The 15,820-nt window shown below is 33.0% G+C and carries 15 protein-coding genes, 1 tRNA gene and 1 riboswitch; of the genes, 11 read left to right on the top strand and 5 right to left on the bottom strand.

From position 1 onward, the window contains the following. Positions 1 to 575 precede the first annotated feature (575 nt). Positions 576 to 760, top strand: a riboswitch (cobalamin riboswitch). A 176-nt stretch (positions 761 to 936) separates the two neighbouring features. From metE to B5X51_RS05880, 10 genes are all read left to right on the top strand, one after another. Then, entirely contained in the window at positions 937 to 3,243 is a 2,307-nt protein-coding gene (gene metE / locus B5X51_RS05925) for a 5-methyltetrahydropteroyltriglutamate--homocysteine S-methyltransferase (RefSeq protein ID WP_079720003.1), read from the top strand. Positions 3,244 to 3,267: 24 nt separating this feature from the next. Beyond that, the gene (locus tag B5X51_RS05920) at positions 3,268 to 3,522 is read left to right on the top strand and encodes a cysteine-rich CWC family protein (protein WP_079720002.1); all 255 of its coding nucleotides are present in this window, start codon (positions 3,268 to 3,270) and stop codon (positions 3,520 to 3,522) included. Between the two features lie 1,288 nt (positions 3,523 to 4,810). After that, positions 4,811 to 6,127, top strand: coding sequence for a tyrosine-type recombinase/integrase (locus tag B5X51_RS05915; protein ID WP_079720000.1), 1,317 nt, complete (start codon positions 4,811 to 4,813; stop codon positions 6,125 to 6,127). A gap of 11 nt (positions 6,128 to 6,138) precedes the next feature. Beyond that, positions 6,139 to 6,633, top strand: coding sequence for a hypothetical protein (locus B5X51_RS05910; RefSeq protein WP_079719998.1), 495 nt, complete (start codon positions 6,139 to 6,141; stop codon positions 6,631 to 6,633). Positions 6,634 to 6,919: 286 nt separating this feature from the next. Beyond that, positions 6,920 to 7,192, top strand: coding sequence for a helix-turn-helix domain-containing protein (locus tag B5X51_RS05905; protein WP_079719996.1), 273 nt, complete (start codon positions 6,920 to 6,922; stop codon positions 7,190 to 7,192). 4 nt (positions 7,193 to 7,196) lie between these two features. Beyond that, a complete protein-coding gene (locus tag B5X51_RS05900; RefSeq protein ID WP_079719994.1) occupies positions 7,197 to 7,571 on the top strand; it encodes a hypothetical protein in 375 nt (124 codons plus the stop codon). A 16-nt stretch (positions 7,572 to 7,587) separates the two neighbouring features. Then, on the top strand, positions 7,588 to 8,481 hold the full coding sequence (locus tag B5X51_RS05895; RefSeq protein ID WP_079719992.1) for a hypothetical protein: 894 nt from the start codon (positions 7,588 to 7,590) through the stop codon (positions 8,479 to 8,481). Between the two features lie 247 nt (positions 8,482 to 8,728). Then, entirely contained in the window at positions 8,729 to 8,926 is a 198-nt protein-coding gene (locus tag B5X51_RS15890; RefSeq protein WP_176132729.1) for a type I restriction endonuclease subunit R, EcoR124 family, read from the top strand. Positions 8,927 to 9,093: 167 nt separating this feature from the next. Then, positions 9,094 to 9,357, top strand: a complete 264-nt coding sequence (locus B5X51_RS05885) for a hypothetical protein (RefSeq protein WP_079719989.1) — start codon at positions 9,094 to 9,096, stop codon at positions 9,355 to 9,357. Between the two features lie 6 nt (positions 9,358 to 9,363). After that, positions 9,364 to 10,626 (top strand): hypothetical protein, encoded by a 1,263-nt coding sequence (locus tag B5X51_RS05880; RefSeq protein ID WP_079719987.1) that lies wholly within the window; start codon positions 9,364 to 9,366, stop codon positions 10,624 to 10,626. Between the two features lie 94 nt (positions 10,627 to 10,720). On the opposite strand, the gene B5X51_RS05875 is transcribed toward B5X51_RS05880, so the two are convergent. The 5 genes from B5X51_RS05875 to B5X51_RS05855 all read right to left on the bottom strand — a co-directional run bounded on the left by B5X51_RS05875 (position 10,721) and on the right by B5X51_RS05855 (position 14,439). After that, complete coding sequence (locus B5X51_RS05875) at positions 10,721 to 11,974, bottom strand: patatin-like phospholipase family protein (RefSeq protein ID WP_079719985.1); 1,254 nt, start codon at positions 11,972 to 11,974, stop codon at positions 10,721 to 10,723. Then, entirely contained in the window at positions 11,971 to 12,321 is a 351-nt protein-coding gene (locus B5X51_RS05870; RefSeq protein WP_139374840.1) for a hypothetical protein, read from the bottom strand. Before B5X51_RS05870 ends, B5X51_RS05875 begins: the two co-directional genes overlap by 4 nt. Then, positions 12,305 to 13,342, bottom strand: a complete 1,038-nt coding sequence (locus B5X51_RS05865) for a hypothetical protein (protein ID WP_079719981.1) — start codon at positions 13,340 to 13,342, stop codon at positions 12,305 to 12,307. The genes B5X51_RS05870 and B5X51_RS05865 overlap by 17 nt, the downstream gene beginning before the upstream one ends. A 263-nt stretch (positions 13,343 to 13,605) precedes the next feature. Further along, positions 13,606 to 13,687, bottom strand: a tRNA-Leu gene (locus B5X51_RS05860). A gap of 260 nt (positions 13,688 to 13,947) precedes the next feature. Further along, the gene (locus B5X51_RS05855; RefSeq protein ID WP_245828708.1) at positions 13,948 to 14,439 is read right to left on the bottom strand and encodes a CIA30 family protein; all 492 of its coding nucleotides are present in this window, start codon (positions 14,437 to 14,439) and stop codon (positions 13,948 to 13,950) included. 379 nt (positions 14,440 to 14,818) lie between these two features. On the opposite strand from B5X51_RS05855, the gene B5X51_RS05850 reads away from it, so the two are divergent. Next, the gene (locus tag B5X51_RS05850; RefSeq protein ID WP_079719978.1) at positions 14,819 to 15,760 is read left to right on the top strand and encodes a ribose-phosphate pyrophosphokinase; all 942 of its coding nucleotides are present in this window, start codon (positions 14,819 to 14,821) and stop codon (positions 15,758 to 15,760) included. The last annotated feature ends 60 nt before the right edge of the window (positions 15,761 to 15,820 follow it).

The following is a 15,820-nucleotide window of genomic DNA, read 5'->3' as shown; positions in this document are numbered from 1 at the left end:
TAATGATCATTTTTAATTAAAGTTTTGAAGCATGATTTCATGTTTTTTTATTATTGAAAATAGTTTGCACAATATCAGGGGTTTAAGTTAATTTTAGCTGAATCTCTCGTCTAAAAATATAAATTTTTAGAGTTATTTCATAATTATACCTATTATGGGACTGTATAAAAAGATTAATAAAATTTAACATTACTTCGCCAGGTAATTATACTGCTAATGATTATTGCTAAAGCATCTGGGCAGGTGGTTTTTGTGGCTTTATAAGGTTGGATGTTTGGGAATAAATAATCTCTCTCAACTAATTTATCTATGCTGAATTGATGTTTTTCTAAGATTTTAGATAATTTTTTATCGTATTTATTATTTTCCAGGAATTCAATTTTAAGTGTTATTAGCTGATTGCCCCAAAAGAAATACGGTAACCATTATAAGGCCCATTTTTTATTGTTCATAGGTTAATCCTGATAATCAATTTCTTCCAAGCCTAAAACGATAGCAGTTTTATTTAAACTGAATGAATACCGGGAAAATAAATAAATAATCCATAGTTTTATCCTTAATAAGTTCTTTATCATACTTCATCAAACAGAAAAGGTTTTACTTAAGGTAGATTAATAGGGAATCGTGTGAAAATCACGAACTGTCGCGCAACTGTAAGTAACAATTTAAAGGCGCTGTCCTGGAAAATCCACTGCATAATGCGGGAAGGATGACAGCAGCCGTTACAAGTCAGGAGACCTGCCTATTCTGATTGGACAATGCTTTCGCGGTCTGAAGCTTAGGTCTTAGAGATGTATCCATTATAATACTTTTTATTTTACAGGAGAAGTATGTTTTTTTGGGTGTATCTTCTTTCTCCTTTTTTCTTATCGCCAGGCATTACGAAGCATTTTTAAAGACTTTTAAAACTAAATGTTTAATTATTAAAAGTTAGAAATGCAAACGCACATTCTTGGCTATCCGCGAATTGGTAGCAACAGAGAACTCAAAAAAGCCTGCGAGCAATATTGGTCGGGCAAAAATGAACTTCAAGACCTCCTTCAAGCTGGAAAGAAAAGCCGCTGGGAAAACTGGAACCTTCAAAAAGAGGAAGGAATTGACCTGGTTCCTTGCAATGATTTTTCTTATTACGATCAGGTATTGGATATGACCCTAACCTTGGGAGCCATTCCAGAACGCTATAAGGAAATTGAAGGTGAAAGGGGTTTAAGCAATCTGGATTTGTACTTTGCCATGGCCAGGGGTTATCAAAAAGAGGGGTTAGATATTACCGCTATGGAAATGACCAAGTGGTTTGATACTAATTACCACTATATAGTCCCTGAATTTTCCAAAAACCAAAATTTTAAGCTTAACTCCAATAAAATTCTTGGTGAATTTGTGGAAGCAAAAGAAGCAGGAATTAATCCTAAACCTGTGATTATTGGATTGGTTACTTATCTTTTATTAGGAAAAGAAAAAGAGCAGGGTTTTGATAAAATAGACCTGGTAGAGAAACTATTACCTATTTACCTGGATCTTTTATCTGATCTACAGAATAAAGGCGCAGAATGGATTCAATTTGATGAGCCTTTTTTAGCTTTAGATTTAAATGAAAAAACTAAGGAAGCGTTCACTTTTGTATATGCCGAAATTAGAAAAAAATTCCCTGAGCTTAAATTTATTATTGCCACCTATTTTGAAGGCCTTAAAGATAATCTGGGCTTGAGCCTTAAGCTTCCCGTAGATATACTACATATTGATTTGGTGCGATGCTCATCCCAACTAGAAGATGTGCTTGATGATATTCCGGGTGGCTTAAATTTATCTCTCGGGATAGTAGATGGTCGTAATATCTGGAAAAACGATTTTGAAAATTCGCTTAATCTTATTCAAAAAGCACAGGATAAATTAGGTTCAGATAGATTGCTGATAGCTCCTTCCTGTTCGTTATTGCACGTCCCATACGACCTTGATTTGGAAGCTGAAATAGACCCGGAAATTAAGAACTGGATGGCTTTTGCCCGGCAAAAAGTGAAAGAATTAAAAACGCTTCAGGCTTTAGCCATTGGAAACACTGAAGAACGTCTCATAAATGTATTTAAGGAGAACCTGGAGGCTGTTAAGAGTAGGGAAACTTCAAGCTTAATTCATGACAAAAATGTTAAAAGCGCAGTAAATCAAATTTCAATAAAAGACTCCCAGCGTAATAATCCATTTAGTTTAAGAAAAATTCAGCAGCAGAAAGTACTGGATTTACCCCGATTTTCTACCACTACCATTGGTTCGTTTCCACAAACCAAAGAGGTGAGAAGTTGGAGAGCACAATACAAAAAAGGAAAATTATCAGCAGAAGAATACGATAGTTTATTAAAGAAAGAAACCGAAAAGACCATTGAGTGGCAGGAAGACATAGGTTTAGACGTTCTTGTTCACGGGGAATATGAACGAAACGATATGGTAGAGTACTTTGGAGAGCAGTTAGATGGTTTTCTATTCACTAAAAGGGCATGGGTGCAAAGTTATGGTAGCCGATGTGTGAAGCCTCCTATTATATATGGTGATATTTCCAGGCCAAAAGCAATGACGGTTTATTGGTCTAAATATGCACAATCGCTAACCAATAAATGGGTTAAGGGAATGCTTACGGGGCCAGTAACAATTTTACAATGGTCTTTTGTAAGAGATGATCAGCCACGATCTACCACTTGTAAACAAATAGCTTTGGCAATTCGTGAAGAAGTACGGGACTTGGAACAAGCCGGGATACAAATAATTCAAATAGATGAACCGGCCATAAGAGAAGGATTGCCTTTACGTGCATTGGACTGGAGAAATTATTTAACCTGGGCTGTAGATTGTTTTAAATTGGCATCTAGTGGGGTAAAAGATTCCACCCAAATCCATACCCATATGTGTTATTCTGAATTTAATGATATTATGGAGAGCATAGCGTTTATGGATGCAGATGTGATTACTATTGAATGCTCCCGCTCACAAATGGAATTATTGGAAGCTTTCTCTAAGTTTGAGTATCCCAATGAAATTGGGCCGGGTGTTTATGATATTCATTCACCAAGAGTTCCTTCTACAGAAGAAATGCTGGTCTTACTTGAAAAGGCTCAAAAAGTAATTCCTGCCGAACAGCTTTGGGTAAATCCAGATTGCGGTTTAAAAACCAGAAAGTGGGAAGAAACTGAAGCGGCACTAAAGGCGATGGTTAATGCCGCAAAAAAGGCAAGGACTACTGTAGTAGAAAGTTAGATTAAAGAAACCTATTCTTGATAAATGCCCATGAAACACGAAGAAAAATACTGCCCAAGATGTAAAACAGCATTTGAATGTAAAGTTGGGTCTATACAACTCTGTCAATGTTCTGCTGTAGCATTAGATAATAAAGAGCGAGAATACATACGTGAGTTGTATGAAAATTGTCTCTGTGCAGAATGTATGAAAGTTTTGAAAGCAGAGTATCATAACCAAAATTTACAGGATAAAATGAAAGCTATCCTGGGGGTGTTTTATAGGGTGCCTAAGAAGTGATAGTGATAAAGATCGCTGAAGAAAACGGCTTAAGATTTTAAGAAATTAAAATTTTAATACTGTTTTATTAGCTGATACTGGAAAATAAGTAAATCCCTGCCTTGTGCGGGGATTTTTGTTTTAGGAATAAATATTCCTGTTTTTGAAACTTCTTAAATGCTAAAAAAATTAGTGAGATAAATTATCTCCTGGCAAGCCCACGAAGCATTAAATGGAAAAAAGATGGATTTCGAAGGAAGGCTCGGAGGATTAAATCTCGATTATCGAATAATCCCGAATTTATTCTTTCATAACTAAAGCTTAAAACTTAGAAAACAGTAAGCTTACTTGAAAAACGTTCTTTTGGAAAAGCTAAAGCTCTAATGGAAACCAAAGAGATTTCTCCAAAAAATTAGCAACTATTGCTGGTTATGAAAAATGGTCTGCAAATGCGATTTAACCAAGTATTGATGCCCGGTAGAAGATCTTCTAATCCTAAAAAAGTGAACATTTATGGCTTGCCCGTATTCCTGCTTAACTATAAGCAGGCGAGCATATCATAAAAGTTATAGCCATAAATATGTTTGGAAAAACACATTAGGCGAGCAAAAGTTACAGAACAGGTGAAATAGTTTATTTAAGATTTTGTGTTTAGTTGAAAGGCCTGCCTACAGTTCTCTATTTTTACGGGTGGGCCTTTATTTAAATTTTTTGAAGATGAAAATTATAAAATACATATTCTTTTTTGGAGTAATACTTAGCGTTGGTTGTAAGAATAATCAGGAGCTTTTCTGAAAAGTTGAAAAAGGTCCGACCTTTAAACCGTCATCCTGAATTTATTTCAGGATCTAGTATGTTGATAATTAAAGAACATAATTGAAGTTGAAACCATTTTAAAAAGGCTTGCCTGCCAAAACCTCACAGGTTTTCAAAACCTGTGAGGTTTCTTTATTAATATTTTGACTACAATTATTGCTTAGTCCGCAACAATTAGGCTTGATCCTTGAAAAATTTAAAACAATTCATGGAACCTTATTACTCAAAATAAAAAAATCCTTATAAACAAAGTGTCAATAAGGATTTTTAGTTTTTCAGTACTCGAGGCGGGAGGTGAACCCTTCTTTTTTGTAGATATTTAGTATCAATTATTTATCCTTAAGAATGCGGATTATTATTATAATGTCCTGTTATATTTGAGGTTTCGGGATGTCTAATAAAAAATATTTTAATCTAACTAATTCTAAATAATGTTTGACAAGTGTTTGTCAAAAATAAATTTACCTGTAGATTAGCAATTCAAATTTATAAAATGGCTACAGTAAATTTTAGATTAAGAAGTTCTGCGAATAAAAACGTTTCTATCTATTTGTATCTTTCTTTAGGTCGTGGGCAGATGTACCAGAGTAAAACAGGCTTTTCCATTCACCCAAAAGATTGGAGTATAAAAACAAAAAAACCTAAACAGAACTCTGCAGAAAACAAAAAAGTCTTTTCTAATCTTAATAAATTGGAAGTATATATTTACGATCAAGTAAACGTTTCTTTAGCAAATGGTGAGATAATAGATAAATTATGGCTTGATGCAAAAATCAACGATTGCTTTAGTAGGGTAAAGAAGACTGATAGAAGTGTAGTGGCAAATCACGTTCAATATATTATCGATAATGCTAATACCCGAAAAATTAAGGGTAGTAATAAGATTGGATTGTCGAATAAAAGAATAGCTGGTTACAAAACTTTTAAAACTATAATACAAGATTACCAGACCACTATAAAATCCCAGATCCACTTCATGGATATTAATAAAGTTTTTGTTGAAGGATTTACTAATTGGTTAATTAACGATAGAAAATATTCCATTAATCATGCTGGTAAGCAAATTGATAACTTGAAAACTGTATGCCGAGATGCTGAAAGCATGGATATTAAAACACATAGTTACTCGGGGAGAATAGAGAGCTTTAGAGAGCGTAATGAGGATAGGCATATAATTACACTCTCCTTTCAAGAAATAAAGCAAATTAAGGATGCGGAGATTAAGTCTGAGGCTCTTAAAAACGTGAGAAAGTGGTTGGTTGTCGGTTGCGCAATTGGGCAACGTGCTAGTGATTTGCTGAGGTTGACTGAGGAAGATGTAAGATTCGAAAAAGGGAATTATTATATTGATATAATTCAACAAAAAACTAAAAGGTTTGTAACCATCGGTGTCCTTGATCCTGATGTTATAGATATTATTGAGGCAGGAAATTTCCCATATCCTATAAGTTTACAGAAGTTGAATAAATATCTGAAGAAACTTTGCGCAGAAGCAAAGATTGATGAGGTTGTTCAAGGAAAAAAAATGGATAAAAAAACGATGAGAAAAAAATTAGATTTTTATCCTAAAAATGAATTAATCTCTTCGCATTCTTTTCGGAGATCCTTTGCTACCAACTACTACAAAAAAATACCCACTCCAATACTTATAAATATTACGGGTCACTCAAAAGAAAGTATGTTTCTAGAATACATAAATCGTAAAGAAGATAAGGATGAAAATGCAAATCTTTTTATGAAGTTTTATCAAGATTTGAACAAGGAGAAGGATTCTGAGCTTCGCGTTATTAGAAGCTCTTCATCTGCTTAAAACAGTCCAAAATGAAAAGTCCTGAACAAAGATTAAAGAATTTAATTTCAAGCTATTCTAGAAGGGTTCATAACAAGTTGAGATTTGAGACTGCCTCGGAAGCATTCAAAATAATCCGGCAAATCAGTTATGATTTCGATACGAATGCTTACAGTATTAAAAACACGAAAAACTTCATAAGTACTTATAACGTAAACTCTCAGGATTATATAAGATTTGCCGAAGAGGTTTTTAGAGTTTATTTTTTTGAAAAAAAGATTGGATTAGGAAGAGCTACTAAATTTCTTCGAACCTTGAAAAAATCGAAAAACTTTAATTCGCTTGCGAAATTTGGTCTAAGAAAAAACAAAGATATAAATGATGTTTTTAAGCTTGTGAACTTAATAGTTGAGACATTGTGCATATCAAAAAAAGAAGCTCTTGAGTTAACCCACAGAAATATAGAGACGGGGTACTCCCTTAGTTACTTCAAGAAAATATATTCTGAAGATTCAGAAAATCTCTGAATTTTTATCCTTTCCTTTTTTCAGCTATTAGAACATCTTCACCTTCCCAGCTTAAACCAAAAGCAGTCAAAAACAACCTAATTAAACTCACCCACTCTAAATTCGGGATTAGGGCAAAGTTTTTTTAAACGAGAATACACGAGAACAAATTACCAATCACGCTATTTCCACCACATACATTTGTAAAGGTTTTAAACGAAACCATTCTTATTGCGAAATTGTAGATGAATACCATGGATTCATTTACAGTAGGTTTTAAGAATTTTAAAAATTAAAATTTTTACAAATGGAAAACTTAGGATTTGTTCAGGCTATTACTGAAGATTTTAAAAAAGATCTACTAGAAAAAATTAAACAGGAGTTAGATCACTTTAGAGAAGAGTTTAGATGTAAGGAAACTCAAGAGCTTCTTACTAGGCAGGAAGTTGCTAGTCTATTCAAAATTAATATTTCAACCTTACATAACTGGTGTAAATCTGGATATTTAAAAAAATATGCTCTTGGAAATAGAATTTATTTCAGAAGAAGTGAAATAGAAGCAAGTTTAATTAAAATTTAAAAAAATGAGAAAACACGAAAATATTTATTACCAATACTCCATCTATTCTAAAAATTCCGATTTAAAATCTGTTATCTATTTTAAATTAATGAGTCCAGCTGATTCCTTAATTCTACCAGCTGAGCTAAAATTGGTTCAGGGTTCTAAAAATGATAATATGTGGTATAAGCTGCATTTGCCCGAAGAAGAAGGTTGGGGTGAGCCGATTTGCCGACTGACGAAAGATGTCGAAAACGAATTTATCTACAATGGTGCAGCACATACTCAGAACCGATCTTTAATAATAAGTTTGGAGATATTTCCTGAAGACCCTATTTGTGTTTTAAGGGCTTACAATTTTCATTCTCCAAAGGAATTGCGTTTAATTTCTGTAGCTTAATTTAAACCTGTTAACCTTGTTTGATTTTCAAAAATCCGAACTTCCTACAAGTTTTAAAAAGGACTTGTTAGAAAATCCTTTTTTAGAATTTCAAACAAGGCTTAATTATAGTACAGCAGAATTAAGTGGAAAATCTATAGCTTATTATAATGGCTTGAAGTTTACAATTTTTAATACCCATTCAGAATATTCAAGAATTACAATGGAGGGTAGTTTTCATAAATATTGGAATCAGGGAAAACATAATTTTAATGATTTCAGTATAGCTAACCTTCAGGAGGTTCTTTGTGATTTGAAGGTTAAATTTAATATTTCACCTCATGATATGTTTATCAAACAGCTAGAATTAGGGTTGAATTTCAAACCTCCTTATCCAACTAAGAAAATCCTTCAATGTTGCTTGTTTCATAAAACTAGAATGTTTAAATGGGTATACGTAGGAGATGAAGGGAACTATATTCAAGCCCAGCATAATAATTACATCATTAAAATTTACGATAAACAAAAGCATTACCAATTACAAGGTTACATGATACCCGAACCAATTATGCGCTTTGAAATTAAATTTCGGAGGGCAAAACTTAATCAAATCATTGGCAAAAATGGAGATATTACTTTACACGATATAATAGATTTTGGATTAACAAATCTTACAAATGTTCTTTTAGAAGAGTGGGAAAGAACACTTTTCTATGATTTTGAGATTTTTGACGAAACAAAGGATCGGAACAGATATAGCAATCCCAATTTTTGGGTATCTCTTAAGAGAGACAATTTTAATTACCACCGTAAAGTAATGAATCAAAAGCTGAAATTAATTCCAGAAAATTTACCACAAAGAATAACTAAATTAATGCAGAAAAAGATTTCACAATTAGTTGAGCCAGAATCAGCACCTATCCTCACTTAGGAAATGTTTAAAAATTTCAAACCGTTTTTCTTTATTTCTTACCCCATCCCTTTTTAAAAGTGTTTTACTTTTACCCTAAATTAATCTGTAAGTCCTAATAGCCTCATAATTATGATCAAACAAAATAATTATCCTTTCTAGGAAACCCTGCTTTCTCATACTCGATTCTAATCATTTTTCTATATTTGGACAACGCCCTATCGTTACCAAATCAAAATTAATCAATGTCAGAAGATCAAACTTACCATTGATAATTGACAGGGATGATATACCTGAAGAATTTGAAAGTTTCTGGGCACTGGAAAAACAGAATGCATTAGAAGAATTAAGTAATGAAGAGAATCTTAATCAAGAAAAACTTAACAAGCTAATATCGACTTTTTCATTTACTGAAAAGCAGCCTTTAAGTGATGAGGTAATAGAAACTATGAAAGATAAGCCCTGACTAAGAGAACGTAAGAAATCCTCAGAAAGGATTATTGACAAGATCAAATTCTTTATAGATACTTTTATTAATGGGATGGGGTGAAATATCGACATAATTAAAAAAAAATGTATTTTTGGCGATATTATTGGAACTACACCTTTTAATTATGTAAGTTTACAATCTCTATGACAAGCAATCAAACTCAAGATAAAGTTAAAGCCTCTTCAAAAGAGAAAAGTCTTTCAGATATAATTGGTTTTATAGCTGTTCTTACCTCGATCTTTTATCTTGTAAAAATTCTTTTGTCTAAAACAGATACTAATATCATTTCTAATGATGCAAGGGAGGTTTTAGACAGCCAAGACGGAGCTCGTCAGCTTCGTCATGCGGTTGATAAATATCACATAACCGGTGACTGGGGTAAAACGAATATTAATAAAATACTCTGATAAAAATTGAATCTAACTTTTGGATTCATAGCCTTTTTTATAGCCATTATAATTCCCGGCATACTTTTCCGCAGATTCTTTTACTATGGGGAATTCTCTAAACAATTCGATTCCAAAGATCCTGTTTTACATAGTGTTTTTTATAGTATAGTTCCTGGTGTTTGTATCCAAACGGTTGGTTTCCTTCTTGCAGATGCCTTTATAGCTTTTCAATTAGAAAATACAGATATCTATAATATTTTCAATGATTTTGTATATAGCGGTCAAAAAGACATAAAAAATGACACGGTAGTATTCCTCAATAACAGCCTTGATATATTTATTTACTACTCTCTTTACATTTTTCTATTCGCAATAATAGTTGGGCACCTATCCGCAAGATTTATTAGGTTGTATAATTGGGATAAAAAATATAAAATCTTCAAATTTCAAAATCAGTGGTTTTATATCTTTAGTGGTGAATTACTTCACTTCAGGAAGTTTGAGCAAGGTAGAAATATAGCTTCTGCTGACAAAGAATTACTTCTTGATCACAAATTTTCGACTACATATGCTGATGTGATGATATCAAACTCAGAAGGTAATCGAGAATTATATACTGGTTATGTAGCTGACTACGATTTAAAAGCCGATGATATTACCAAATTGGAAAGAATCTACTTGTTAGATGCCTATCGTTATAAAAAAATACCCAAGGACACAAAAGTCAACCAAGCGGAATCTTCTTATTCTTTCACTATAGAGTCGGAACATCAAGAGAAAACAGAAAAAGCAATCGAAGAAGATGAAATTGAGAATAAGATCTATAAAAAATCGCGATTAAGAAAAAAAATACCGGGAAATGTGTTTGTTGTGGATGGGAAAAATATAATTAATATAAATCTCACCTACGTTCCTTCTGAAAAGAAAAAAGAAATAAGAGAAAACTTCGCAGCTTCAAAAAAAGAGAAAATGGCTTTTGCGTATCTCTTAGTGTTCTTCATAATTCTTGCTGCACATATAAGCTATAAACTATTAGGACTGGAAGGTACCTTGTGGGGTAATTATGTGCTTAATTCTTCTGTAATCGGAATTATGTCTGTTGTACTTGTTTTAATCCAAATTTCGTCACTTTTAATACCTCTAGTATTTTCATTGACTCATCCATCCACAGATGATACCTTTCACTTTACAGAAAGAAACCTTTTATTGCAAATAGGAATTTTAATTCTCTTTATCGGTATAGCAATTATACTTGAAACTATTAATGAGATCTGCTGGCCATTTTAAAGTAATCCTATCCAAATTCAAGGTTTATATATAGTTTTAAAAATGGTAGGTTAATAAAGTCTGTTTCGGGCTCTATTAATTTAGCGGAAAAGATTTATATTGATGAAATCAAACTCAATAATAAACTGCCGATCAAGGATAAAAGAAGACATAGACTCAAAAAAATTAATATTATTACGGCGTATACTTTTGCTTTAAACCAAACTCTTTTACCTCGTTTTTGTTTAGTAATAATTTTTCTTTTTTCTTCTAAAAGCTTTTTTCTTTTATTATAATCATAATCTTCCTTATTAAAATCACTTCGCTTATCTAAAAATTTAATTGCTCCTAACCTTCCAGCTTCTAATAGAAATTCTTTCTCTTCAGAACTGAGTTTAAACTGCATTGTTGAAATAGGTGATGGGTCTATAACAACTATTTTGTCTTTATACTTCCTAAGTATTTCAGGATCAGTAGATTCAGTAAAGATGCTGATTAAATCAAAGAGTAATAAACTTTTACGCTTAGGTTTATATATTTCCTCACCTAAATAAAGCCCAATGAAATTGCTATCTTTTTTAGATTCCAAAATTTCATCAACGGGAAAATTATTTTGAGCACCTCCATCGAGAACTCTCATTCCTTCGCTTGACTGGGGCGTAAACATATAAGGTATCGACATACTACATCTAGCTGCAAAAGAAGCGGATTGCTCTCTTGATGCTGCCTCGTGAGAATCAAATATTAGTGCCTTTTTATCTTTTCTACTAGCATATACTGTAGTTCTTTTTGGCAGGTCTTGTAATCTAACGGCAACATTAGATTCTAATTTTTGGGAAAGAAGTTCATCTATCCACTCTACAAATGTATTTGCTTTATATAAACCTTTTTCTAGAATCAGGTTTCTAAGCATTTGAAAAAAATTTGCATCCTTAAAATCTGCAAAATTCTTAGTAGCTAAAATTTCGTTTAGTTCTTTAACATTATGTCCTGAGCCTAATAGCAATGCTGCTATAGCTCCAGCAGAAGTTCCTGAAAACCAGTCAAATTCATAATGATCCTGTAATACTTCTAATGCTCCTACGTATGCTAAGCCTTTTATGCCACCCCCCTTCATTACTAGGGCAAGTTGATCATAAGCTATTGGTTCTGGTGAGGGGTGATTGTAAAATATATGGACTTCGGATAATAATAATTCATGCGCATAGAGGGTCAGTTTATCATCCTTATACTTCTCTGAAATAGCCTTTATCCATTGCTCATTTACTGTTTTTATATTAACACCATCATTACTCCACCGTGGTTTGATAATATGGTGAAAATCAGTTACAATATCTCTATAGTTATTAATCCTAGAACCTGTGCTCAAAAGTCATTTTGTTTTTCAAGAGCGTAAAATGGAATAACATCTACATCTTCAATATCCTTTTTATTTCCCCACATTGTATCTACTTGAGTAGGAATATCTTTAAGATTCAAAAAATCGTGACTAATCTTGCTGCCATCCTCATCAATAACCCGATAAACGGTCTTCAAGATTGAATGTTCCTTTAGAATCATGAATGTAATATTGATGTCGGGAATTGAGAAGGAGTATTTATCTGAATAGAAATAATCCATAGTAATAGCCCTTTGGTTTGGGTGTCTTTCAAACCAATCAAGAATAGCTTCGAAAATCTTGGAATACTCAGGGTATTCCTTAGCTAAATTCTGCAATTTTCCTTCTAACATATTTATATTCCTGAGGACTGATCTTAGACGATATAATTATCTCGTTCATTGTATGTTTTCCAAGGACTACCTTTATGTCTTTGGATAATTCACCATTTGAGCCTTCAGCTAAAAACTGTACAACTAAACTACTTGCTTTACCGTTTCCATTAATATAAGCATTTATAGCTTCTTTTCTCGAAACGTCGGATAATAAATCTGTTTCATCTTCACCGTGAGAACTTATAGTAGCGTAGCCATTGTGAGTGTCTTTTAGTTTGGCACTCAACAAGATATAATTATTTTTGTTATCCTCCGAATTAATTAAGATTTTATTGATAGTATCTGTTAAATCAAAAAATTTAAAATCTTTTCGGATGTGTATCCCTCTAGCCATCATTTGTTCCAATTCTATTCTTGAGCTTCTTAAGCTTTTAGTTGAATCAAAAGATGTACGACTAATTTTTAATGATAATTCATCTTCACCATCCCATAACGCAATATAGACCAAACGGTCTTCTTTTGTTACATAAGTTACGACTCTTCTGCCTGATACATCTCTAGCTTCATTTTCTTTTACTTCTCGTGTTTTTCTATCATAAAGCTTAAACATCCAAGAATTTTTCACCCCTCTATTTGGAGCTCTAAAATCAACCCATTCCCGTTTTGAGGGCATTTGAATAATTTTAGGAAAATCTTTTCTAATATTTTGGGGAAGAATAGCATTCGCAATCTTATCTCCGTCGTGATATTGGTCTGGATTAACTCCATCTACAGGTTTATAAAAATAGATATACTGATCTCCATATTCTTCAGCATCCTTTAATAAACCTTGAACTTCCGATAGTTCAATAATATTATTTTCAATTGCTTCAAAAAGGTTTTCTATTTTTTCCTCTTTAGTACCTCCTAGTCGAATTAAATCACGGTTGTCTTCCTTATATTTTCTTAAAAGTGCTTGGATGTCATCTGCTAATACATGAGAATCCAAAATGTCGTAATAAAGAGTCTTTTGACCTTGCGTCATATTGGTTTTGTTAAACTAAAAAAATTAGAATATGCAACATTTCAAAGGTAAGGGCATTGAGAATATTGGATTTCAAATATATAAATTTCTAATTTATAGATTAAATTTCTTACTGTTTTAGTTTGAGTGGGAAGAAAAATTGAATAAAAACTGTTACGTGCTTAGCAGTATAGCTGATTATTAAAAAGTTTGACATGTGTATGTCAAATTGTTTTAGTTTAAAAAAAAACTCCTAAAAACCAGTAGGTTATTAGGAGCTTAAGTACTCGAGGCGGGAATCGAACCCGCACAACCGAAGTTACTGGATTTTGAATCCAGCGCGTCTACCAGTTCCGCCACTCGAGCAAGTGGACGGCAAAATTATAAAATTTTCCATTTAACGCACGGTTTTTTCTATTTTTTTTCCAATAAGCTAATGTGTAGCTTTTAAGCATTGTTTTACTGCTATTATCAGCTAATTGGGAATAATTAATAAACAGGGTTTCTCAGATTTTTGTAATAATTTACTCGATAATCGAGATTTAATATTCAGTACCGAAGAATCGGGATACCTCGAAATCCATTTTTTTTCTATTTAATGTCTGTTAGACTTGTTGTGAGGTAATTTACTTTAGCTCTATTTTGTCAATTTCAAGTCGGAAGTTTTCTGCTCTGTTGTTTCCAATTAAAAATCGTACTTCCTGAATTTCATCAGCCGAAAAATTAGGGAGGTCCAGCTTTCTGCCTCTAAAGGTGGGAACCATTTCTTTTAACGGGATCTCCACAGTTTGCCAGTCTCCCGTAGTTTTAAAAGTATATACATAGGAAGCCCTGTCCTTTAAATTAGCTTTTATTCTAAACTGATAATTCTTTCCGTCGCCTTTTAATAGAATATGTGCTTTTTTGTAATTCCTGATGTTTTTAGAAGCAAAGTGATATTGCAATGAAGCAAAACCGCCATTGTTTTCCAGGGAAACATAGCCTTTAAAAACGGCATTACCTTCAGTACTACGTTCTAGTTTACTGGAAGAATTCCCACCCATTACCACATCGTTTTCTACTTCCCAGCCAGACCAGTCATTAGTTGAATTGAAGTTAAAAATAAGTAAACTGCTCATAATTAGCGGTATTAAGATTACTGTGAGTTGTTGTTGAATCATTTTTATTTTAAATTTAAGACATTTCTAATAATATACCATATTGGAGGGTGAGAAGAGATTTTAGGTGGTTTAACTATAAATTTATTAATAATTTGATTTAATTTTTCTTAATCCATAATCTAGATTTAATGTTGGGAGGCTCGTCTCAAAATTAAAAATATTATTTTCTATAAAGGCCTTTTGGGCTTGCTACCAGTAGTTTGTGTTGAAGGATGTTGCTAGAAACTAAATTTTTAATACGAAGTAGCGTCTGTCAAAACCTGTTCAGAAAGAAATAAATTTATAAATTTGGGGCCACACAACTTATGTACCACAAAACACTCAAACACAACACAAAATGCCAGAAGTAACTACCGAAGCAAAAATTTTTTCCTGTACACAGAGTAAAGCTTTAGCTACTAAAATAGCGGCTGCTTACGGAGCCAAATTAGGAAACGTGATTACCTCCACTTACAGTGATGGGGAATTTCAACCTTCTTTTGAAGAATCGGTTCGCGGTTCTCGTGTTTTTATTATAGGATCTACCCATCCGGGATCAGATCATTTAATGGAAATGTTATTAATGCTTGATGCCGCTAAAAGAGCATCAGCTCGCCATATTACTGCTGTACTTCCTTATTTTGGATGGGCGCGGCAGGATAGAAAAGATAAGCCGAGAGTGCCAATCGCTGCTAAAATGATTGCGAGTATTCTTGAAACTGCTGGTGCAACCAGGATTATTACTATGGATTTGCACGCAGATCAAATTCAGGGCTTTTTTGAAAAACCTGTAGATCATTTATATGCTTCTACAATATTTCTTCCGCATTTAAAAAAATTAGGATTGGATAACTTAACAATTGCATCTCCAGATATGGGCGGATCTAAACGAGCTTATGCATATTCTAAAGCTTTAGAGAGTGATGTGGTTATTTGTTACAAGCAACGTGCAAAAGCCAATGTGATTTCGCATATGGAGCTTATTGGTAATGTAGAAGGAAAGAATGTGGTATTGGTAGATGATATGGTAGATACAGCAGGTACTTTAACTAAAGCTGCCGATGTAATGATGGAGCGTGGGGCTATAAGCGTACGTGCTATATGTACACATCCGGTACTTTCTGGTGAGGCTTACGAGCGAATTGAAAACTCCAAACTTCAGGAATTGATAGTTACAGATTCTATTCCTCTAAAACAGGAAAGCAAAAAAATTAAAGTAGTTAGTTGCGCTAATCTTTTTGCCGATGTGATGACCAGGGTTCACGAAAATAAATCTATAAGTTCTAAATTTATCATGTAAAACCGCTTGTATTGAGTTTTTTAAGGAGTCTTATGAATAGGAATCTTCTTTTAAAGAATT

The organism is Salegentibacter holothuriorum (assembly GCF_900168045.1).
GTDB classification, from domain to species: Bacteria; Bacteroidota; Bacteroidia; order Flavobacteriales; family Flavobacteriaceae; genus Salegentibacter; species Salegentibacter holothuriorum.
The sequence above is the reverse complement of the archived record's forward strand: the minus strand, read 5'-3'. Positions and strand labels throughout refer to the sequence as shown.

Bases quoted from the DNA above. Each gene is read 5' to 3' on its own strand.
- metE (WP_079720003.1), top strand. From the start codon at position 937: ATGCAAACGCACATTCTTGGCTATCCGCGAATTGGTAGCAACAGAGAA.
- B5X51_RS05905 (WP_079719996.1), top strand. From the start codon at position 6,920: ATGGAAAACTTAGGATTTGTTCAGGCTATTACTGAAGATTTTAAAAAA.
- B5X51_RS05920 (WP_079720002.1), top strand. From the start codon at position 3,268: ATGCCCATGAAACACGAAGAAAAATACTGCCCAAGATGTAAAACAGCA.
- B5X51_RS05915 (WP_079720000.1), top strand. From the start codon at position 4,811: ATGGCTACAGTAAATTTTAGATTAAGAAGTTCTGCGAATAAAAACGTT.
- B5X51_RS05855 (WP_245828708.1), bottom strand. From the start codon at position 14,439: ATGAGCAGTTTACTTATTTTTAACTTCAATTCAACTAATGACTGGTCT.
- B5X51_RS05850 (WP_079719978.1), top strand. From the start codon at position 14,819: ATGCCAGAAGTAACTACCGAAGCAAAAATTTTTTCCTGTACACAGAGT.
- B5X51_RS05910 (WP_079719998.1), top strand. From the start codon at position 6,139: ATGAAAAGTCCTGAACAAAGATTAAAGAATTTAATTTCAAGCTATTCT.
- B5X51_RS05900 (WP_079719994.1), top strand. From the start codon at position 7,197: ATGAGAAAACACGAAAATATTTATTACCAATACTCCATCTATTCTAAA.
- B5X51_RS05865 (WP_079719981.1), bottom strand. From the start codon at position 13,342: ATGACGCAAGGTCAAAAGACTCTTTATTACGACATTTTGGATTCTCAT.
- B5X51_RS05885 (WP_079719989.1), top strand. From the start codon at position 9,094: ATGACAAGCAATCAAACTCAAGATAAAGTTAAAGCCTCTTCAAAAGAG.